Source organism: Hyalangium sp. (assembly GCF_045802625.1).
In the GTDB taxonomy this organism is placed as follows: Bacteria; Myxococcota; Myxococcia; order Myxococcales; family Myxococcaceae; genus Hyalangium.
On the sequence record NZ_JBJMQP010000043.1, the window covers coordinates 17,882 to 38,924 of the forward strand.

Annotated in this window: 11 protein-coding genes and 1 pseudogene; 9 read left to right on the forward strand and 3 right to left on the reverse strand. The window is 68.6% G+C overall.

The window, feature by feature from the left end:
* Positions 1-227 precede the first annotated feature (227 nt).
* The 4 genes from ACJ8AT_RS08140 to ACJ8AT_RS08155 all read left to right on the forward strand — a co-directional run bounded on the left by ACJ8AT_RS08140 (position 228) and on the right by ACJ8AT_RS08155 (position 5,994).
* Positions 228-2,447, forward strand: coding sequence for a PhnD/SsuA/transferrin family substrate-binding protein (locus tag ACJ8AT_RS08140; RefSeq protein WP_407737068.1), 2,220 nt, complete (start codon positions 228-230; stop codon positions 2,445-2,447).
* 95 nt (positions 2,448-2,542) lie between these two features.
* Positions 2,543-4,375 carry a sensor histidine kinase gene (locus tag ACJ8AT_RS08145; RefSeq protein ID WP_407737069.1) on the forward strand — a complete coding sequence of 611 codons (1,833 nt, stop codon included), beginning with the start codon at positions 2,543-2,545 and terminating at the stop codon, positions 4,373-4,375.
* Entirely contained in the window at positions 4,372-5,097 is a 726-nt protein-coding gene (locus tag ACJ8AT_RS08150; RefSeq protein ID WP_407737070.1) for a response regulator transcription factor, read from the forward strand. Before ACJ8AT_RS08145 ends, ACJ8AT_RS08150 begins: the two co-directional genes overlap by 4 nt.
* A 150-nt stretch (positions 5,098-5,247) precedes the next feature.
* Entirely contained in the window at positions 5,248-5,994 is a 747-nt protein-coding gene (locus ACJ8AT_RS08155; RefSeq protein WP_407737071.1) for an energy transducer TonB, read from the forward strand.
* Positions 5,995-6,054: 60 nt separating this feature from the next.
* Here the strand turns inward: ACJ8AT_RS08155 and ACJ8AT_RS08160 are convergent, their stop codons facing one another.
* Together ACJ8AT_RS08160 and ACJ8AT_RS08165 are read right to left on the reverse strand one after the other, a co-directional pair.
* Positions 6,055-7,476, reverse strand: a complete 1,422-nt coding sequence (locus ACJ8AT_RS08160; protein WP_407737072.1) for a hypothetical protein — start codon at positions 7,474-7,476, stop codon at positions 6,055-6,057.
* 163 nt (positions 7,477-7,639) lie between these two features.
* Positions 7,640-10,792 carry a PAS domain S-box protein gene (locus ACJ8AT_RS08165; RefSeq protein WP_407737073.1) on the reverse strand — a complete coding sequence of 1,051 codons (3,153 nt, stop codon included), beginning with the start codon at positions 10,790-10,792 and terminating at the stop codon, positions 7,640-7,642.
* Between the two features lie 219 nt (positions 10,793-11,011).
* On the opposite strand from ACJ8AT_RS08165, the gene ACJ8AT_RS08170 reads away from it, so the two are divergent.
* The gene (locus ACJ8AT_RS08170; RefSeq protein ID WP_407737074.1) at positions 11,012-11,971 is read left to right on the forward strand and encodes a hypothetical protein; all 960 of its coding nucleotides are present in this window, start codon (positions 11,012-11,014) and stop codon (positions 11,969-11,971) included.
* A gap of 24 nt (positions 11,972-11,995) precedes the next feature.
* On the opposite strand, the gene ACJ8AT_RS08175 is transcribed toward ACJ8AT_RS08170, so the two are convergent.
* Positions 11,996-14,689: an MGH1-like glycoside hydrolase domain-containing protein gene (locus ACJ8AT_RS08175; protein ID WP_407737075.1), complete on the reverse strand. Its 2,694-nt coding sequence runs from the start codon at positions 14,687-14,689 to the stop codon at positions 11,996-11,998.
* A 76-nt stretch (positions 14,690-14,765) separates the two neighbouring features.
* Here ACJ8AT_RS08175 and dacB point away from each other — a divergent pair, with 76 nt between their 5' ends.
* The 4 genes and pseudogenes from dacB (at position 14,766) to ACJ8AT_RS08195 (ending at position 20,953) form a co-directional block, all read left to right on the forward strand.
* Positions 14,766-16,256, forward strand: a complete 1,491-nt coding sequence (gene dacB, locus ACJ8AT_RS08180) for a D-alanyl-D-alanine carboxypeptidase/D-alanyl-D-alanine-endopeptidase (protein WP_407737076.1) — start codon at positions 14,766-14,768, stop codon at positions 16,254-16,256.
* Positions 16,257-16,351: 95 nt separating this feature from the next.
* Positions 16,352-17,260: pseudogene (locus ACJ8AT_RS08185) on the forward strand (MASE1 domain-containing protein); the annotation flags it as partial.
* The gene (locus ACJ8AT_RS08190) at positions 17,255-18,745 is read left to right on the forward strand and encodes an ATP-binding protein (RefSeq protein ID WP_407737131.1); all 1,491 of its coding nucleotides are present in this window, start codon (positions 17,255-17,257) and stop codon (positions 18,743-18,745) included. The pseudogene ACJ8AT_RS08185 and the gene ACJ8AT_RS08190, both read left to right, overlap by 6 nt.
* 123 nt (positions 18,746-18,868) lie before the next feature.
* Complete coding sequence (locus ACJ8AT_RS08195; protein ID WP_407737132.1) at positions 18,869-20,953, forward strand: prolyl oligopeptidase family serine peptidase; 2,085 nt, start codon at positions 18,869-18,871, stop codon at positions 20,951-20,953.
* The last annotated feature ends 90 nt before the right edge of the window (positions 20,954-21,043 follow it).

Genomic DNA, 21,043 nt, shown 5'->3' on the forward strand with positions numbered 1-21,043 from the left:
GGCACTCAAAACCTGCGCGCACAAGCCCGGCGCCGCGAGCCGCCCCGCCTCCATGGCGCGGTGCAGCGTAGCCATGCGCTGCTCTAGAGAAACCGACCGATCGAACGGAACGAGAGCGGCCAAACAAGTCAAGCTCGGATTTCCCGTGGATTCCTCTCCGACGTTCGGCATGATCCGGATCCATGGGGACTGTTGGACATCAATCGTTGGCGTGAAGGGAAGCCTGTTTGGCGCTGCCGAGTCCTCCCATCCGATTTCTGACCTACCCCTTGCTGGGAGTGGTGAAGGAGCACGTCCGGGCGGAGTTCTTCGCCCGCGTCCTGTCCCAGCGCGTGGGCCGCCCGGTGATCATGGAGCAGGCCCGCACGTACGAGAGCGTGGAGCATGAAGTGGCCTCGGGCCGGGTGGACATGGCCCTGGCCACCGCCGAGCAGTGCAACCTCTTCGAGTCCCAGTCCCGCGCCGTGCTGCGCGCGGTGAGGGCCGGCCGCTGCTACTACCACTCGGCCTTCATCTGCCGCGCGGAGGAGCCCCTCTCGTTGAACACGCTCCACGGCCGGCGCGCCGCGTGGGTGGCGCCGCTGTCCACCGCGGGCTACCTGCTGCCCAAGCGCTACCTGGAGGCCTTGGGCCTGTCCCCTTCCGAGCTCTTCGCCGAGCAGCGCTTCTACGGCACCTACCGCCAGGCGCTGCTGGCCGTGCTCTCCGGGGAAGCGGACGTCACCGCCCACTTCACCACCCACAAAGAGGAGTACATGGTCCGGGCCCTGCTCGCCGAGCGCGTGGGGCCGGATGAGCGCCGGCTGCGGCCCTTCGCCTTCTCGGAGCCGACGCTGGCCGACGGCATCATCATCACCCACCGGATGCCGCCCCCGGAGGCCGCCGCGGTGGTCAAGGCCATCACGGCGATGAGCTACGACGAGGACGGCGGCCTGAAGCCCGTGCTGGCCCCCTTCGACATCCAGGGCTTCGCGCTCGTGCAAGGCGCCGCGGTCCAGGCCCCCGCCCCGCGCGCCGCAGTCAACTCGGACTACCTCACGCTGGATGTGGACACGCAGGAGCGCTGCCAGCACGTGTGGTCCTCCACGGGGACGATCTTCGGCCGGGATGTCCGCAACAGCCAGGGCCTGAGCTTGAGGGAGCTGCTGCCTCCGGAGGCCAGCATCCCGCTGGAGTCGCTGGTGCGCTCGGCGCGCGTGAACAACGTGAGCGGCCGGATCCACTTCCGCATGGAGGCCGGTGGGCAGCCGCGCCTGTTCGCGGCCGAGGCCACGCTGCGTCCCTCCGGCCCGGGAGAGGAGCCGCCCCCCCTGGGCCTGCTGGTGCGCGACATCACCGAGCTGGACACGCTGGAGCAGGAGCTGTACCGGCTGGCCTCGTTCCCCCTGCTCCACCCGGATCCGATGCTGGAGCTGCGGCGCGACGGCCAGCTGCGCTACGCCAACCCGCCCGCCCACAGCCGCTTCCCGGATCTGCTGGAGCTGGGCACGCAGCACCCGCTGGTGAAGGCGGCGATGATGCACGCCCGGCGGAACTCCCCCTCGGATGGGCCCGAGCTGGTGCAGCTGGCCGGCCGCTTCTGGGAGGTGGTGGCCACGCCGCTGCAGGACAACGAGAGCCTGCGCGTGTTCGCCAAGGACGTGACGGCGCGCAAGCACATGGAAGTCAGCCTGATGCACGCCGATCGCATGGCCTCGCTGGGCACGCTGGCCTCGCGCGTGGGCCACGAGATGAACAACCCGCTGGCCTTCCTGATGGCGAACCTGTCCTTCGCCCGGGAGGAGATCGGCCAGCTACAGGAGGCCCTGCGCGGCGGGCGCGAGGGCGTCCAGGCGGTGGCGGTGGACGAGGTGATCGACGCGCTGAGCGAGGCGCTGGAGGGCGCCGACCGGCTGAAGGTCATCGTCCAGGATCTCCGCCAGCTCACGCGCGAGGCGCCAAGCCACCGCGCGCGGGTGGACGTGGTCAACGTGCTGGAGGACTCCCTCAAGCTGATCCGCAACGAGCTACGCCACCGCGCCCGGCTGGAGAAGGACTTCCAGCCCATCCCCCCCGTGGAGGCGGACGAGGCGGGGCTCGGGCACGTGTTCCTCAACCTGCTGCTCAACGCCGTGCAGGCCATGTCCGAGCAGGATGCCGCCCGCAACGTCCTGCGGGTGTCCACGCGCGTCACCTCGGCCGGAGAGGTGATCATCGAGGTCCAGGACACCGGCGCCGGGATGGCGCCCGAGGTGCTGTCCCGCCTCTTCGAGCCCTTCTTCACCACCCGCGCCAGCAGCACGGGGCTGGGGCTGTCCGTGAGCCACGCCATCGTCACCAGCCTGGGAGGCACCCTGCGAGCGGAGAGCCACCCCGGCGTGGGCACCCTCTTCACCGTGGTGCTCCCGGCGGCCGGCAGCCCGGTCACCACCAACCCTCCTCAGCCCGAGCACGGGCTGGCGAGCTGACCCGCGTCCGCGCCCGCGGCTTGTGCGATAGTGCGGGCATGGAGCCCGAAGCGCGCCTGGAGATCCGTCACGCTCCCCGGGAGGGATAGGCCGGGATGCTGCGTCGGCTCCTGCCCATGCTCGTGGCACTCGGATGTGGCCTGCTCGCGCTCGGCTGGGGGCTGGTGAGCCTGCAGCGCCTCTTCGCCCAGGAGACCTGGGATGCCCGCGCGCAGCTGCGCGCCCACCGCGAGGAGCTGGAGCGCTACGCCGCGGAGGCGCTGCGGCAGAAGCTCAAGCAGCAGCTCGTGGCGAGGAGCCCGGACATCAACAAGGCCGTGGAGGATCCGCTCGTCCAGGCCGATGGGCTCTATCTGTTCTTCCGCAACCATCAATTCCTGCCACGCCTCCCCCGCCCCCAGCCCGGCTCACGGATGCCCGCGGGGAAGCTCCATGGCGAGCTCAGCCAGCTCCTGGATTCCCCCTCTCCGCCCCCGGGCCCCTGGCAGGAGCGGATGGAGCTGCTGCGCTCGGTCGAGGCCGCGCTCTCGAGGAGGAATGCGGCGGGCGCCGAGCAGCTCCTGGAGGCGCTGCTGCGCTATCGGGCCGAGCACCCGCTGCCCGCGGAGCAGGAGATCCCCTTCACCGTGGTCCTGGTCGATCGGCTCCAGCGCCATGAGGCGGCCTTGCCGCTGGTGCGAGGGCTCATCCACGGCGGGCTGGCGGATGAGTTCGGAGGCACGGCGCGGGGAGCCGGGTTGCAGCGGGATCTGCTGCGCGAGTGCCAGCGCTTCACCCAGGCCGACTTCAACTTCCTCTATGAGCGCATCCGCGAGCTCAGCCTCCGGCTCGGCGAACCCACCGAGGACTTCCAGTCGCGCGTCCAGGAGCTGGGCACGGGCGCGATCGTCCTGCCGGGCAACCTCTCCGAGCCCACCCTGATCGGCGAGCGCTGGTACCTGGAACCGGACGGAGAGATCGTGCGCGGCGTCGCCATCCATCCCGAGGAGTTCCTGCGCGCCATCACCCAGGAGATGCGGAAGCGGGAGCTGCTGGGCTCCAAGGACGAGGTGCGCCTGGGACGGCTGGGCACGGTGCAGCGGCTCTCGTCCTTGCAGGTGGAGGCGATCATCCCCCGCTGGGCCGCCGAGGAGGAGGCCATCTCCCAGCGCTACGGGCTGAAGACGATGCTGGTGGCCATCTGCGGGGCGCTCGCCGTGGCCATCGTGGTGCTCGCGGGGCTGGCGCAGCACCGCAAGTACCGCTTCCTGGAGCTCAAGAGCGACTTCGTGGCCACCGTCTCCCATGAGCTGCGTACGCCCCTGGCCTCCATCCGGCTGCTGGCGGAGACGCTGGAGATGCGCGCGGGCGGCTCCCCGGAGGTGCGGGACTACCCGACGCGCATCCTCCAGGCCACGGACGGGCTGCACTTCCTCGTCGAGAACATCCTGTCCTTCAACCGCATCGACAAGGGCCGGTGGGTGCCGAAGTTGACCCAGGTGAAGCTGGAGGAGCTCATCGGCACGCTGCGGAGCGATCTGGCCAGCGCCGCCCGCGGCCCGGTGCAGCTCACGGCGGACGTGGGAGACACGGAGCTCCAGGCCGACCCGTCCCTGCTGCGCCTGCTGCTGTCCAACCTGGGCCGCAATGCCTGCGCCTACAACCACCGCAGCCCGGTGGAGATCTCCGTGCGCGTCCACGCTCCGCCCGGCCAGGGCTGCACGGTGCTCTTCGGAGACAACGGCGTGGGCATCCCCGAGAGCGAGTGGGAGCACGTCTTCCTGGACTTCTACCGGCTGACACAAGCCGGCCCGGAAGTGCACGGCAGCGGGCTGGGGCTCGCGCTCTGCCGCAGGATCATGCATGTCCATGGAGGCCAGATCCGCGTCGCCGCCTCCAGCCCGCAGGGCACCACCTTCGCGCTGACCTTCCCCGAGCCGCACCCATGACGAACCAGAGCCCTCCTGCCTCCACTCGCCCCTCCATCCTCATCGTCGAGGACGACGCGAACCTGCGAGTCGGCCTCCGGGACAACCTCCAGGACGAGGGCTACGACGTGGCCGCCGCCTCCAACGCCCGCGAGGCGGAGGCGATCCTGCGCGGCAAGGACTTCGATCTGCTCATCCTGGACGTCATGCTCCCGGGCGAGGACGGGTACTCGCTGTGCCGGAGGCTGCGCGCCGGGGGCCTGCAGAGCATGGTGATGATGCTCACCGCGCGCACGCTGGAGGATGACATCGTCAAGGGCTTCGAGGCCGGCGCGCAGGACTACCTGACCAAGCCCTACCGGCTCCGGGAGCTGCTCATGCGCGTGCGGGCGCTCGTGCGGCGAGCTGGCACCCCGCCTCCCCAAGTCATGAGCTTCGCCGGCTTCTCGCTGGACCTGGGGCGGCGCACGCTCAGCCGGGCGGATGGGAGCCTCATCGAGCTGACTCGCACCGAGTTCGATCTGCTGGCCTACCTGGTCCGCCACCGGGACAGGGCGCTGACCCGGCAGGAGATCCTCGACACGGTGTGGGGCCAGGACGTGGTGGTGGACCCGCGCACGGTGGACAACTTCGTCTCCAACCTGAAGAAGAAGCTGGGCTGGACGAGCACCTCCGGCTTCAGCATCCACACCATCCGAGGGGTGGGCTACCGGATGGAGATCGACGCCATGACAAAACCATGACGGAAAAATGGACCGGCCACGGCCATCGGAGCGCCTCGCTTCTCTACCTTGAGAGGTGCGTGGACAGGGGCGCTCCAGACCTCAGCCCACGCGGGTGAGGGGCCGCATGGTGCGGCCTGCCCCTGTCGGGAGCGCCCGTGGGAGGCAGTCATGTTCCAGTCAGTCATCGAGCAGCAGCCGTGGAGAAGCCGTCGGTTCGGGACGGGAGCGGGCGTGTCCTTGGTGGTGCACGCGGGAATCTTCGCCGCGGTGCTGGTGCTCTCCTCCGGGGTGGCGAAGCCGCCCGAGCCCGATCACCCGCTCGTGCAGTTCATGCAAGCCCCGCCGCGTGGCAACCCCAACCCTCCCGTCCAGAAGGCGGCGGCCCAGCCGCCCAAGCCCAAGGACCACAAGCCCAAGACGCCCAAGACGCTGGTGGCGCCCACCAACATCCCGCCTCCCAAGCCGCTGGACGAGACGCCTCCCAAGCCGCCGGAAGATCCCGACGAGGAGCTGCCCTACATCCCCAACAGCGATCCGAACTCCCCGGTGACCGCCGCCGCCTGCGCGTCCTGCACAGCCCTCACGAACCTGCCTCCCATGCCGGCGGAGCCCACGGGTGAGGAGACGCTCCCCTTCTCCATGGGCACCATGACGCCGCCCAAGCTGGTGTCCGGTGCACCGCTCCAGTACACGCGCGAGGCGCTCGAAGCCCAGGTCCACGGCCTGCTCATCGCCAAGTGCGTGATCACCCGTGAAGGCGACGTCGAGAACTGCCGCATCATCAAGGGCCTGCCGCACATGGAAGAGGCGGTGCTCTCCGCGCTGAAGACCCGCCACTACACGCCGGTGACGTACCAGGGCAGGCCCATCAGCGTGTCCTATATCTTCAACGTCCAGCTCGAGCTGCCCCGGTAGGCGCGACCGGCCCCAGCGGAGCAACACCCGACCCACAGGCAGCCGGTTCACGCCGGCTGCCTACAGCGTCTTCAGGTACTCGATGACGGCGTGGCGCTGTTCCTCCGAGAGTTCGTCGCCAAAGGTGTGCCCCTGGTTCGAGTATCCCGGCAGGGTGGTGTCGTAGATGCGCTTGCGGAGAGAAGGGTCGGTCTCGGCCGCCTTTCCGTGTGAAAGGACCTGGTGCTTCCAACCCAGGGCCACCGGATCGAACTGGCGCTGGCTGAACGAGCGGCGCCACCAGGTGGGGCGCTTGCGGCTATCGAGCACGGCCTCCACCGTGGGCACCGAGCCGTTGTGCAGATACGGAGCGGTGGCCCAGATGCCATCCAGCGGCGGAGCCACGTACCCAGGCCCCGGCACCAGCCGCGCCGTGCGCCCGTAGAACGAGCGGTTGAACCACTCCACCATGGGCAGCCCCTCGCGAGCGGTGGCCTGCCACAGCAGCGGATCCGTGCCCACCTCCTCCAGCGGAATGATGAGGTTGGGATAGGACTCCTTGTCTCCGTAGGTGCCGTGGCACTCGGAGCAGAAGGCCTCGAAGAGCTCGCGCCCCTCGGCGGCCAGCTTGCGATCGATGGGATACGGGTACCGGGGAGGCCGGAGCGTGGTGAGGTAGGCCCGCACGTCGTTGAAGGTGCTGTCGATGCGCTCGGCCTCCTCCACGCTGTCGGTGCACAACATGGAAGCCGACATCATCAACCGCGCATGGTCTCCCCGGCCGATGCCGGTGTGGAACATGGCGTGCTTCTTTCGCAGCAGCCACCATGCTGGGACATCCGCGGGCACCGGCGCTTCCCGGGGCAGCTCGTGGCGGGGCTCGTCGGACCAGGCGAGCGTGTCCGGATCCCGGTGCGCCGAGAGCACCGCCGCCAGGTTGTCCGCGGGGTTGACTCCGATGGTGTCCGGCCGCGTGTAGGGGCTGACGGCGCGGATGCGCCCGGACCAGCGCCACCACTCGGCCAGCTCGCCACTGTCGCGCACCAACAGGCCGGCGGCCGTGGCGAAGGGAGCGAAGTCCTCGGTGAGATCCAGCGCCGAGTTACCCAGCCCGATGATGACGCCGTCCTCCGTGGGCGTGGCGTGGCAGCCCAGGCAGTTGGCCGTCACCACCTCCACGCCTCGCGAGGTCTTCAGCGCCGTCACGTCATAGGAGAGCCGCGCATTATGGCCACGCCTCCCCGGGAGCCTGCGGCTGGCGGGCGCGTCACCGAAGGCCATGCGGTAGATGGACCAGGGCACTCCGCAGCTCACGTAGTCGCCATTCACCAGGGTGTCGTAGCCAGCCTTGGGATCTCCCGGGCGCTGAGGCTCCTCGGGGATCGCGAAGCGCACCGAGCCCGCGGGCGGCGCCTTCGGAAGCGGCTGGGAGGGAAGCTCCGGGTGGCCCGCTTCCATCGTCAGGGACAGCAGGCCCAACCCGATCAGCAGCAGCGGTCTCATGCCAGGCTCCAGGCAACGCCGCTCCGAGGTGTGGAGCGGCAGAACGGAGCGAGGCTGCCTCAGGCCCCGAGGGACTTGGCTCTCACGCCTCCCAACGGTCGCGGCAGGCCGCTGGGTGGTCGCCGCGCCCCGCCGAGCTGCCCTGGGCCGCGATACACCCACCTCAAGGGTCGATCGGTATCGAGAAGAGGAACGTGGCCCCCTGCCCCACCATGCTCTCGACCCAGATCGTCCCTCCATGGGACTCGAGGATCGCCTTGGAGATGGCGAGGCCCAGCCCGAGGCTCTCGCGGGCCCGCCTCTTCGCCTGCCAGTACCGGTCGAAGATATGGGCCCGGTCCTCTTCGGCAATCCCCGGGCCCGTGTCGCTGACGCTGAACACGACCCGCGTTCTCTCTCCCCGGGTCCGTACCTTGACGACGCCACCCGAGTCCGTGAACTTGATCGCGTTGCCGATCAGGTTCGAGAGCACCTGCATGATGCGCTCGCGATCGCAGCGGACCTTCAGCAGCGACGAGTCCAGCTCCTTCGCGAGTCGGACCTCCTTCTCGTCCGCACTGGGTTGCAACAACTCGATGGACTCTGTCACCAGCTCATCCACGTCATGCTCGGCGAGGTCGATCCGGAGCTGCCCCACCTCGATGCTGGAGAAATCGAGCAGGTCCCGAATCATGTGGATCATCCGATCGGATGCGCGCCTGATCCTCTGGGCGATCCGCTTCGTCTTCGAGGGCTGATCGGCCTCCTGTGTCTCGGAGAGGAGCTGAGCGGCCCCTGCCTGGATCGTCCCCAGCGGATTGCGGAGATCATGCGATACGACCGCCAGGACCTCCTCCCGCATGCGGACGGCGGTCTGGGCCTGCTCGTACAGCCGCGCGTTGTCGATGGCGAGCGCGCCTCTGCGGGCGAGCTCCGCGGCCAAGAGGGGCTCATCCGAGGAGTAGTGCCTGTCACGAGCGGCCAGGAAGAGCATCGCGCCAAAGGTCTTGCCCCGCGCCGTCAGCGGAACGCACATATAGGACTGAACTCCCAGATCGCGCAGGATGTTGGGGTTCTCGAGCCCGAGAGCCTCGCCGACCCAGCCCGCATCGGAGATGTCCGGCATCAACTCCGGCTGCCCGGTGTGCACCACATGCGCCACTCCGCGCGCCAACTGGGATTCGCTGGGCAGGGATCGCATGGCCTTCTGGACGATTCGCTCCTGCCCCGGGTCGACATGCGCGACTGCGACGGGCTGGATGCTCGGGTCGTCGACGATCTCCACGATGCACGCCTGGGCCAGCTCCCGCGTTGCCAGACGGGCCACCGTGTCCAGAGTGGTCTGATAGTCGAGCGATCCGGCGAGCACCGTACCGACATCGGCCAGGAAGGCCATGGCGCGCTCGGTCAGCATGCGCTCTGTCAGGTCCCTGGCCACGTTGGAGAAGCCGCGCAGGCGGCCATCCGGATCCCGCACCGCGCTGAGCACGAGGCTGGCCCAGAACATGGCTCCCCCCTTCCGGACCATCCAGCCTTCGAACTCGGCGCGTCCCTCCGCCCCGGCACGCTGTAGCAGCCGCTCGAGGACCCCCTTCTCCAGCTCCTCGGCCCGGAAGAAGACCGAGATCGGCATCCCGATGGCCTCCGCCGCCGTGTAGCGCTTCATCCGCTCCGCGCCGGGGCTCCAGCTCGCGACATACCCGTCCGGGGACACCATGAAGACGCCGAAGTCCTGGAGGCTGTCGATCAGCAGCCGGAGCCGCTCCTCGCTGTTGCGCAGGGCCTCCTCGACCTTCTTGCGTTCGGACAGATCCCTGGCGACGTTGGAGATGCCTCGGAGCTGGCCGTTCTCGTCTTCCACCGCGCTCAGGGTGACGAGCCCCCAGAACTGAGCGCCGCCCTTTCGAACCAGCCACCCCTCATAGGTGGCGCTGCCATTCGCGAGCGCCTGCTCGACGAGCCGCTCCGGTGTGCGCTTCTGGCGCTCCTCTTCCGGGAAGAAGTGCGAGATCGTCGAGCCGACGATCTCCTGGGCGCGGTACCCCTTGAGCCGCTGCGCACCTTGATTCCAGCTCTCCACCTCACCCTGCGTGGACACCATGAACACGCCGTAGTCATGAACGCTCCCGACGAGCAGCCGGAAGTACTCCTCGCTGCGTCGAAGCTCCTGCTCGGTACGTTTGCGCTCGGTCACATCCCTGGCGAGCATGGAGAAGCCTCGGAGGTGGCCGCTCTCATCCTCCACGGCGCTGACGGTGATCAGCCCCCAGAAGGTCTCTCCGCCCTTGCGGACGAGCCAGCCCTCGTAGTCCGCGCGCCCCACCCGCGCCGCGTCCGTGAGGAGCCGCTCCGGAATGCCGTTGCCGGCCGCGTCGTGAGGGAAGAGCCCCATCATCGGCGACCCGATGATCTCGTGGGCCCGATAGCCTTCGAGCCGCTGCGCGCCGCGGTTCCAGGTCTCGATGATTCCAACGGGCGACACCATGAACACGCCGTAGTCCTGACTCTCGACGAGCAGCCGGAAGTGCTGTTCGCTCTCCTTCAGCGCCTGCTCCGTCTGCCTGCGCTGGGTCAGGTCCCTGGCCACGTTCGAGAAGCCTCGCAGGCGCCCTCGCTCGTCGGTGATGGCGCTCAGGGTCAGGTTCCCCCAGAATTGCGTGCCATCCTTGCGCACCAGCCAGCCCTCGTACTCGACCTGCCGCTCCAGCTCCGCTTTCTCCAGGAGCCGCTTGGGCGTCTCCTTCTCGAGTTCGTCGGCTGGAAAGAAGCGCGAGAGCGGCATCCCGATGGCCTCTTCGGCCCGGTACCCCTTGAGCCGCTGCGCCCCAGGGGTCCAACTGGCCACGCTCCCGTCGAGCGCCAGCATGAACACGCCATAGTCGCGGAGGTTCTCAATGAGCAGGCGGGAGTGGGCCTCCTCATCTCGAAGCGCGTGCTCCGTCTTCTTGAGCCTGGAAATGTCGACGGTCAGCCCGGCGAGCAGAAACCTTCCATTCGAGCGGCTGCTGCGATGCACGGTGGTCTGGGCCCAGAGCACCTCACCGTCGAGCCGGCACAGCCGATGCTCGCACGTCTGCATGCCGCCCTCGGAGACCACCTGGTGCAGCGTCTCCAGGAAGCGGCCCCAGTCCTCGGAGTGGACATGCTTCTTCAGGAAGCCCTCTTCAGGCTCCCACTGCTCCGCGGGATAGCCCAGCATCACGGCCGCGGACTCGCTGATGAACAAGGGTTGGACAGCGGCGATATCCACCTCCCAGATGAAGGCGCCACCCAGGTTCCTCAACAGGTCGTCAGCTCGGAGCTCGGACGAGTGAGCATCGGCCTGGGCATCCATCATTGGCAGCTTCCTCCATCTCCGCTGGCCCAAACGATCCAATGATCTTTTGAAATCCCTCTGATGAGGTGGGAGTGCGCAGGCGAATCCGCAATGGCATGACCGGTCGGCTCCGTATTGCTGGCATGCTTGGAGGGGCGCGCGACCCCATGAAACTTGATTTTCCGGAAGAAACGGATTTTACTGTAGTCCGAGGTTAACCTTGGACCCGATCCTTGCCCTATGAGTCGCTCGGCCATCCAGCAGTGGACGGAGTCCTTCGCTGAGGCGCTGATCCGGCGCGCCACGCAATTGGGCGCCACGCAGCGTGACGAGACGGGGAAACACTCGCGCGAGATCCTCAGCCGGCTCCACAGCGCCGCCATGCGCTTCGAGTCGCTCCACTTTGGAGGACCCGATCTGAGCTGGGGCCGGGCGCGGGAGGAGGACGTGGCGGCCCTGCCCCATCCTCCGGTGTCCTCGGGACGCATCGTCTGCATTCCGTTCAGCGTCAACCAGCACCCCGACCTCCCCGAGGCCTGGGACTACGGCGCGGGCGTGGCGCTGGTCCACGATGAGGACGAGGCGGCGGCGATCAGCTTCGGCCGGGGGCGCCGGACGATCTCCGTCTCCCGGAGCGAGGGCGAGGCGCGCATCGGCTTTGGCGGCGACATGCCGTTGATCGATGACGTGCCGGGGCTGGACACGCTGGCGCCTCCCGCGCAGCGGGTGATGCATCCCTACTGGGCCCTGGCCTGCTGCCTCCTCAGCGTGGATGGGTATGGCACCTGCTTCCTCGAGGGCCACCGGGTGTCCGCGCGAGGAATGAGCCCCGAGGCCAACATCATCTCGGTGTTCCGTCGCACGCTCGGGCTGCACATCGAGAACGAATACGGCGAGTCCTCCTGGCACGATCACGTCTACTGCGCGCTGGCGTGGACTCCCGAGGCGCTGGGGCGCTGGCGCCGGCTGCGCGATCCGGCGGTCCGCGCCAGCGCGGGCGATCCCTGCCCGCTGTGCAGAGGCCGGCTGGAGGACACGGATCTGCTCGAGCCCGCCGCGGCGTTCACGGGCAAGGGCTCCGCCACGGGAGGCATGGTGCGCCTGCGCTGTGCGAGCTGCACGACGATCTTCCGCACGTCCCGGTGGCGCACCTCGAAGTTCGAGCCGGCGCAAGCCTCCGGCATGGCCAAGGGGCTCTGAGGGAGCCAGCGGTCCTCGGCGGACTCAGCCCAGCGACTTGTGGGCGTCCGCGAGGCTCTGGACCACGAGCGCCGTCCAGCCCGTCTGGTGCGCGGCGCCGAGCCCCCGGCCATTGTCTCCGTGGAAGTACTCGTAGAAGAGCACCAGCTCCCGCCAGTCCGGATCCTCCGCGAAGCGCCGATCGTCTCCATGGCAGGGCCGCCGGCCCGTGCCGTCGGGCATGAAGATGCGGCAGAGCCGCGAGGACAGCTCTCGCGCCACCTCGGCCAGCGTCATCATCTGCCCGGAGCCCGTGGGACACTCCACCTTGAGCCCCTCGCCATAGAAGTGGTGGTAGCGCTCGAGCGCCTCGATGAGCAGGTAGTTGAGCGGGAACCACACCGGGCCCCGCCAGTTGGAGTTGCCTCCAAACATGCCGCTGTCGGACTCGCCGGGCACGTACGCCACGCGGTAGTCCTCGCTCCCCACGCGGAACACGAAGGGATCCTCGGCGTGGGCGCGCGACAGGGAGCGGATTCCGTGGTCGGAGAGGAACTCGCGCGGATCCAGCACGTGGCGCAGCACCCGGACCAGACGCTCCTTCGAGGGAATGGCCAGCAGCCGATGGCCACCCGAGCCCGCGTGCTCGGACGAGGCCATATAGGAGGTGTTCTGCGCCAGATCAGCCCGGTTCTCCAGGAACCAGCGCAGCCGCCGGGCGAAGCCGGGCAGCCGCTCGATGAGGCGATCCTCGAGCACCTCGGCGGCGAAGAGCGGCACCAGCCCCACCATGGAGCGCACGCGGAGGGGCACGTCCTGCCCGTCCACCCAGAGGTGATCGTAATAGAAGCCGTCCTGCTCGTCCCAGAGGCCGGAGCCGCCCAGGTGGTTCATCGCGTCGACGATGGCGACGAAGTGCTCGAAGAACTTGGAGGCGATGTCCTCGTAGGCCGGATCCTCCTGGGCCAGCTCGAGCGCCATGGAGAGCATGGTGGTGCAGAAGAAGGCCATCCACGCGGTGCCGTCCGCCTGGTGCAGGTGGCCGCCGGTGGGCAGCGGCTTGGAGCGATCGAAGACACCGATGTTGTCCAGGCCGAGGAAGCCTCCGGAGAAGAGGTTGCGCCCGTCCACGTCCTTGCGGTTGACCCACCAGGTGAAGTTGAGCAGCAGCTTGTGGAAGACGCGCGCCAGGAACAGCCGGTCCCGCTTCCCCTTCGAGCCCGTCATCTTGTACACGCGCCAGCACGCCCACGCGTGCACGGGCGGGTTCACGTCCGAGAACTCGAACTCGTACGCGGGGAGCTGGCCATTGGGGTGCATGAACCACTCGCGCAGGAACAGCACGAGCTGCTCCTTGGCGAAGAGCGGATCCACCCGCGCGAACGGGATCATGTGGAACGCGAGATCCCACGCGGCGTACCAGGGATACTCCCACTTGTCCGGCACCGAGATGATGTCCCGGTTGTAGAGGTGGCCCCACTCGCGGTTGCGCCCCTGTTTGCGCGAGGTGGGCGGTGGAGGTGAGTTGGGATCTCCCTCCAGCCAGGGCTGCACGGCGTAGTGGTAGAACTGCTTGCCCCACAGCAGGCCCGCGTAGGCCTGCCGAGCCACCCGCCGCTCCTCCTCCGGCAGCGTGTGCGGCAGCCGCGTGGCGTAGAACTCGTCCGCCTCGGTGATGCGCTGCTCGAAGGTTCGATCGAAGGCCTCGCCGAAGATCTGCTGCGGGGCCTCGGCCTCGGCGAACAGCCGCAGCGACAGCAGCACGGAGCCGCCCGCGGGGATCTCCAGCGTGTAGTGGAACGCGGCCTTGGTGCCCACCCGCTCTGGGTTCACCGCATCCTTTTGGCCGTGGACCACGTAGTCGTGGAAGGCGTCCTTCACGTGGCGCGCTTTGTTGGGCACCCGGTAGAGCCGCTGGAGGTTCGTCTCGTTCTCGGTGAACAGCCGCTCGGGACGCGCTCCACCCTCGGGCGCCTGGGCGTGGAGCCGGTAGCGCCCGAGCGAGTCCTGCTCGGCGAGGATGGCGTCCTCTCCCACGGCGGACATGTTCGGCTTGGACCAGTAGCCCTCGCCCTGGCGGCCCCAGGTCCAGGTGTTGCGGCACCAGAAGGTGGGCAGCACGTGGATCCGCGCGGGTCTCGGCCCCCGGTTGGCCACGGTGATGCGGATGAGCAGATCCTCCGGGGTGGCCTTGGCGTACTCGGCGAAGACGTCGAAGTAGCGGCGGTCGTCGAAGATGCCGGTGTCAGCCAGCTCGAACTCGGGCTCGTCACGGCCCCGGCGCTGGTTCTCCTCCACGAGGCGGGCGTAGGGGAACTGCGCCTGCGGATACTTGTAGAGCGCCTTCAGGTACGAGTGGGTCGGCGTGGAGTCGAGGTAGAAGTACTCCTCCTTCACGTCCTCGCCGTGATTGCCCTGCGGCCCCGCGAGCCCGAAGAGGCGCTCCTTGAGGAAGGGATCCTGCTCGTTCCACAGCGCCAGCGAGAAGCACAGGCGGCACTGCCGGTCGGTGATTCCCAGCAGCCCATCCTCGCCCCAGCGGTAGGCGCGGCTGCGAGCGTACTCGTGCGGGAAGTCCGTCCAGCTCGTCCCGTCCGGGGAGTAGTCCTCGCGGACGGTGCCCCACTGGCGCTCCGAGAGGTACGGCCCCCACCGCTTCCAGTTGTGCGAGCGGCGCTCATCCTCGGCCAACCGGCGCGCCTCGGCGCCGAGCCCACGCTGGGGAGATGAATTGCTCATGATCTCCAACATACGCCAACCGGCGAGAGGAGGCCCGATCGACACTCGATCCGAGCGGCTGTAACGTGCCGCGCCCATGCGCCGCCTCCCGCTCGCCTCGCTCCTGCTCGCGGCCCTCGCGCTCTCGGGGTGCCCTCGCGAGCTCCGCCCTCTTCAGCCCACCCTGACCCAGACGGCGGAGGAGCTCTTCGCCTCCGTCGAGGCCGAGGGCGCGATCACGAGCGTCATCGTCCTGGATGCCCAGACGGGAGCGCCCCTCTACGCGCACCACGAGCACGCCCGCTCGCTCCCGGCCTCGACGATGAAGATCGTCTCCACCTCCGCGGCCCTCTCCGCCTTCGGGGCCGACTTCCGCTTCCGCACGCCCGTGTCGCTCGCGGGCAACCACAAGGGCGAGCTCTTCGAGGGGGATGTCGTGGTGGAGTCGTCCGGGGATCCCTCGCTGGGCTCGTGGCGCTTCCCGGACACCGCGCTCGCCTGCGATCAGATCGCCGACGCGCTGTGGGGGCGCGGCATCCGGCGCTGGCGGGGCTCGCTCCAGGTGAAGGCTCCCGACACGGGGCTGGATGGGCCGCTCGGCCCCGGGTGGGCCTGGGATGACGAGGCGTACTCCATGAGCGCCATGCCCATGCCGTTCGTCTTCCGCGAGAACGTGGTCGACTTCTCCCTGCTGCGCGCCGACGGCGCTCCCTGCTCCGCCCAGCCCACGCTCCAGATCACTCCCCGGTTCGCGCCGTTCTCCGCCGTCGTGCAGCTCGACACCAGTGGCGCCAGATCCGGCTTCGCCTGCCTGCGCGAGCACAACCCCTCCCGGGTGCGCTGCGTGTGGCGCTCGGCCGCCAAGCAGTGCCCGCGCGTCAACTCGACCCGCCTCGCCATTGACGATCCCCAGGCGCTCTTCAGCGCCTGTGTGGAGGACGCCCTCACCCGCCGCGGCCTCACGCACCTGCCCTCGCCCACGCCTCGGGAGCCGGCACCCGCCCCGGCCCCCGCCACCACCGAGCCGCTCCTGGAGCTCGTCAGCCCCCCGCTCTCGGAGATCGTGAAGGCCACCAACAAAGAGTCCCTCAACCTCTACGCCGAGCGCCTGGCCCTGCGCTTCACCCGCGAGCGCACCGGCTACGAGCGCTACACCGATCTGCGCAAGGCGATGGCGGACGAGCTGACGCGCCGCGGTGTCTCCTCGCGGGATCTGCGCCCGGTCGATGGCAGCGGGCTGTCGCGCTACAACCTCGCCACGGCGAACGGGCTGGCGCGCGTGCTCTTCACCAGCCTGCAGGAGCCCTACGGGGCCGCGCTCCTGGAGAGCCTGCCCATCGCCGGGGTGGATGGGACACTGGCCGGCAGCGGGAGCTCCGCCGAGACCGTGGGGCGCATCCGAGCCAAGACGGGCACGCTCTCCAGCCAGAAGGCCTACGTGGGCGTCGCCGAGCGGCCTCATGACGCCGAGCATCCCCGGGTCGTCTTCTCCCTGATGCTGGGCAACATGGACGAGCAGCCCGCTCTCTCCGCCGCGGGCGTCTTCGACAGGTTCGCGCAGGCCTTGATCACCCAGCCGCTGCGGTAGTCCGCCTGGCTGCCGCTCCAAGCCCCTCCCTCGCACCCAACGGTGCCTGTGTGTATTGTCCCAGCGTGCGCCTGCGCCTGGGTTCGAGGGGAGTCATGATCGTGAGCGCCCTGCGCCGCTGGCGCTCGGGGTTGCCACCGGCGGCAGAGCAAGCGCTCAAAGTGCTCCTCGGCTTCGTTGCACTCTTCGGTGCCTACCTCGCCTTCGCGGAGGTCAGCTACGTCTTCGTCTTTCCTCCTCGGAAGAACTCCATCTTCTGGCTGGCCAGTGGCGTGGCCCTGGCCTGGTTTCTCCGCACGCCCTCCTCTCGCTGGCCCGCCTGGGCCCTCGCCATCTTCGGCGCAGAGGGGTGGGTCTGCTTGCAGAATGGCCTCCCACTCCCTGTCGCCATGACTTGGGGGGTGGTCGCCGGCCTCCAGCCTCTCGTCGGCGCCTGGCTCTTACGCCCGCCGGCAGGCCGCCGTTTCGTGTTTGGGCACGCCGGGGACGTCGTGCGCCTCGCCTTGCTGGGCGCTGGGGCCGGCGCATTTCCAGGCGCGCTCCTCGCGGCGGCTGCCAACGTCGCATGGCTGGAGCCAGGCGCGTACTGGACCAAGGTGGCCGCGTGGTGGAGCAGCGACGTCCTCGGGGTGATCCTCCTCAGTCCCTTCTTGCTGGCCTGGACAAAGCCCGCGCGGCCTCGCTTCGGCCGCGCGGTCGAAGCCCTGGCCTTGCTCGCGCTGCTGGCGACCGCGGGTTGGTGGGTGTTCGCCACCCTGCAGTCGCGTGAGCTCGACGCGGCGCTTCCTTTTCTCCTGCTCCCCTTGATCACGTGGCCGGCCCTGCGTCTTGGAGTGCAAGGCGCGACGGCTGCCACGGTCATCCTCGACCTGATAGCGACCTGGAACACGATTCACGAGCGCGGTCCCTTCGCGATGCTGAGCGCCACCGTCGGCACACGCATCCTGAACCTGCAGCTCTACATCGCGTTCCTCAACTTGTTCGTGCTGATCCTGGCGGTGGTCGTCGTCAAGGAGCAGCAGGCGCGCACCGCCGCTCAGCAAGCGGAGCAGCGCGCCCGGTTTCTCGCCGCCGCTTCCGAGAGCCTGTCGGCCTCGCTTGACTACGCGGCGAGCCTCTCTGCTCTGCCGCGACTGTGCGTGCAGTCGCTGGCGGACTGGTGCGTGCTCGATCTCGTCGAGGACAAAGAGCTGCGGCGCCTGGCCTCCGCGCATCGAGATCCCTCGAAGCAAAAGCTCCTCAAGGAGCTCGCGGAGCGCTATTCGCCCGGCAGCCGCTCGCCGCAGCCCGCGGCACAGGTTCTCCGCACGGGTGAGCCTGTCCTGTTGCCTCAGACGACCCACGAGCTCATCCGGACTTTCAGCGTCAGCGACGAGAACGCACGCGTCATCCAGGAGCTCGGCACGCACTCGGTGATGGCCATCCCGCTCGCCGTCCGCGGGAAGATGATCGGTGTGCTCACCCTCGCCTCGATGAACCCTGACCTCCAGTACGGCCCCACCGACATCGCGTTCGCGAGCGAGCTCGGGCGCCGGGCCGCGATCGCGATCGAGAACGCGCGGCTGTACGCGGACGTGCAACGCGGCAAGGCGGAGCTGCGCCGGGCCAACGATGAGCTCGAGCAACGGGTGGAGGAGCGCACACACGAGCTCAAGCAGGCCCAGACGCGGCTGGTGGACACGGCGCGCGAGGTGGGCATGTCGGAGGTGGCCTCCAACGTGCTGCACAGCGTGGGCAACGTGCTCACCAGCGCTGTCATCAACTTCGAGACCATGTCCAGGGCGGTAGGCTCCTCTCACGTCAGCCGCTTGAAGCGGGCCACGGCCCTGCTGCAGAAGCACCGCGAGCACCTGGCGGACTTCCTGGCCCCGGGAGCGCGCGGCAGCCACCTGCCGGACTACCTGTCAGCGGTGGCTGACGAGCTGATGGGCGAACAGACCCGCCTGCGGGAAGACCTGGAGGCGATGGGCCGGCACATCGAGCACATCCGCACCATCGTCCAGGTGCAGCAGAACTACGCCAGGACCGCGCTGATGCTGGAGGAGTGCGACCTGGCGCAGCTCATCGACGACGCCCTGCGCATCCAACTGGCGGCGCTCGATCGCCACGGGGTGTCCATCCAGCGCGAGCTGTCACCGGTGCCCAGGCTGAATGTGGACAAGCACAAGGTGCTGCAGATCCTCGTCAACCTCATCAGCAACGCGAAGGACGCGCTGGACGCGGTCCCCGAGGGGAGCCGCACCCTGAGCGTGCGGCTCAGCGCTGAAGGGAAGCTGGCGCGCATCCAGGTGAGGGATGATGGGAGGGGAATCGCGCCGGAGGTGCGAGGGAAGCTCTTCGTGCACGGCTTCACCACGCGCAAGGACGGACACGGCTTCGGGCTGCACACCAGCGCGCTGGCGGCGCAGCTGCTCGGGGGCCGCCTCATGCTGGAGAGCGAGGGGCTGGGCAAAGGCGCCGTGGCGACGCTGGAGCTTCCGCTCTCCTGATTATAGAAACGCTGCCCAACCCATCCCGAGGTGCCGAATTTGAAGCTCAAGCCCGCGCTCACCGCGCTCTCGCTGCTGCTGCCCCTCACCTCTCTCGCCGGCAAGGCGGCCTCCGGCCCGCCCGTGGCGGAGAAGAAGGTGGTGGTGGACACCTACCAAGACACGAAGGTCGAGGACCCATACCAGTGGCTCGAGTCCTCCGCGGATCCCAAGGTGCAGGAGTGGACCCAGGGCCAGAACGCCCATACGCGCGCCATGCTGGACAAGCTGCCGGGGCGCGAGGCGATCCGCCAGCGCGTCACCGAGCTGATCACCTGGCAGTCCGCCTCCTACTTCGATCTGGAGGACCGAGGCGGAACCCTGTTCGGCCTCAAGGCCCAGCCGCCCAAGCAGCAGCCGATGCTGGTGACGATCGGCTCGCTGAGCGACACCGCGAGCGCGCGCGTCCTGCTCGATCCGACGGTGGTAGACCCCTCCGGGAAGACGACCATCGACTTCTTCGTCCCCTCGCCGGACGGCAAGAAGGTGGCGGTGTCGCTGTCCAGGGATGGAACGGAGAGCGGCGACGTCTACATCTATGACATGGCCACGGGCAAGCAGATGCCCAACGAGATGGTGCCCCACGTGAATGGCGGCACGGCGGGCGGCAGCCTCGCGTGGACCGGCGACAACCAGAGCTACTTCTACACGCGCTACCCGCGCGGCACCGAGCGCCCCGCCGAGGACATGAACTTCTTCCAGCAGGTGTACTTCCACAAGCTCGGCACGCCGGCGGACAAGGACACCTACGCGATCGGCAAGGACTTCCCGCGCATCGCGGAGTCGGCGCTGGAGACGTCCAAGGACGGCAAGTACATCTTCGATCTGGTGGGCAACGGGGACGGCACCGAGCACATGCTGTACCTGTACGGGCCCTCGGGCCAGTGGCAGCAGGTGTCGCGCTTCGAGGACATGGTGGTGGGCGCGCGGTTCGGCGAGGACGGGGCGCTGTACCTGAAGTCGCTCAAGGACGCGCCGCGCGGCAAGGTGCTGCGTCTGCCGCTGGCCACGCCGGCGCTGGACAAGGCCACGGTGATCGTCCCCGAGGGCAAGGCCACCATCATGGGCTTCCTGCCCACGCAGGGGCGGCTCTACCTCGTCGAGCAGCTGGGCGGTCCGTCGCAGCTGCGCATGGTGGATCTGAAGGGCCAGGACCTGGGGCTGGTCCCCACGCTGCCGGTGTCCACGGTGGGCGGGCTGGTGAACCAGAGCGGGGATGACGTGCTCTTCGCCAACGTGAGCTACGTGGAGCCGATGGCCTGGTATCGCTACTCGGCGAAGGAGGGCAAGGCGACGAAGACGGCGTTCGCGCAGACCTCGCCGGTGGACTTCAGCGACATCGACGTGGTGCGCGCGGAGGCCACCTCCAAGGACGGCACGAAGGTGCCGCTCACCATCCTCAAGGCCAAGGGCGTCAAGCAGAACGGCAACAACCCCACCCTGCTCACGGGCTACGGCGGCTTCAACATCGCCATCACCCCGGGCTTCAACAAGCTCAGCCGGGCGTGGCTGGAGCAGGGCGGCGTCATCGCGATCGCCAACCTGCGCGGAGGCTCGGAGTTCGGCGAGGAGTGGCACGCCAACGGCTCGCTGACGAAGAAGCAGAACGTGTTCGATGACTTCTACGCGTGCGCGAAGCTGCTGGTGGATCAGAAGTACACGCAGCCGAAGAAGCTGGCCATCGAGGGCGGCAGCAACGGCGGCCTGCTCATGGGCGCGGTGCTGACGCAGCACCCGGAGATGTACGGCGTCGTCGTGGCGCGCGTGGGCATCTACGACATGCTGCGGGTGGAGACGACGCCCAACGGCCAGTTCAACGTGACCGAGTACGGCACGGTGAAGGATCCCGAGCAGTTCAAGGCGCTCTACGCGTACTCGCCCTACCACCACGTGAAGGATGGGGCGAAGTACCCGCCCACGCTCTTCACCTCGGGAGCGAACGATCCGCGCGTGGATCCGTTCCACTCGCGCAAGATGGTGGCGCGGATGCAGGCGGCCACGGGCGGCAAGGGCCGGATCTACCTGCGCGCGGCGGGCGGCGGCCACGGCATCGGCAAGCCCCTGTCCGATCGGATCGAGGAGGAGGTGGACATCTACTCGTTCCTCTTCAACGAGCTGGGGGTGAAGTACCAGCCGGTGAAGCCGGTCGCCGCCCCGGCATCCAAGTAAGCACCACGGAAGGGGCCGCCTCGAAGCGTTTCCGGGGCGGCCCCACTGTACGTCACGGCTGGATCCCTTTTCCTCAGTCCTCCATTGCAC

Coding starts and splice junctions, on each gene's coding strand:
- ACJ8AT_RS08175 (WP_407737075.1), bottom strand. CDS start 14,689: ATGAGCAATTCATCTCCCCAGCGTGGGCTCGGCGCCGAGGCGCGCCGG.
- ACJ8AT_RS08170 (WP_407737074.1), top strand. CDS start 11,012: ATGAGTCGCTCGGCCATCCAGCAGTGGACGGAGTCCTTCGCTGAGGCG.
- ACJ8AT_RS08160 (WP_407737072.1), bottom strand. CDS start 7,476: ATGAGACCGCTGCTGCTGATCGGGTTGGGCCTGCTGTCCCTGACGATG.
- ACJ8AT_RS08165 (WP_407737073.1), bottom strand. CDS start 10,792: ATGATGGATGCCCAGGCCGATGCTCACTCGTCCGAGCTCCGAGCTGAC.
- dacB (WP_407737076.1), top strand. CDS start 14,766: ATGCGCCGCCTCCCGCTCGCCTCGCTCCTGCTCGCGGCCCTCGCGCTC.
- ACJ8AT_RS08150 (WP_407737070.1), top strand. CDS start 4,372: ATGACGAACCAGAGCCCTCCTGCCTCCACTCGCCCCTCCATCCTCATC.
- ACJ8AT_RS08155 (WP_407737071.1), top strand. CDS start 5,248: ATGTTCCAGTCAGTCATCGAGCAGCAGCCGTGGAGAAGCCGTCGGTTC.
- ACJ8AT_RS08145 (WP_407737069.1), top strand. CDS start 2,543: ATGCTGCGTCGGCTCCTGCCCATGCTCGTGGCACTCGGATGTGGCCTG.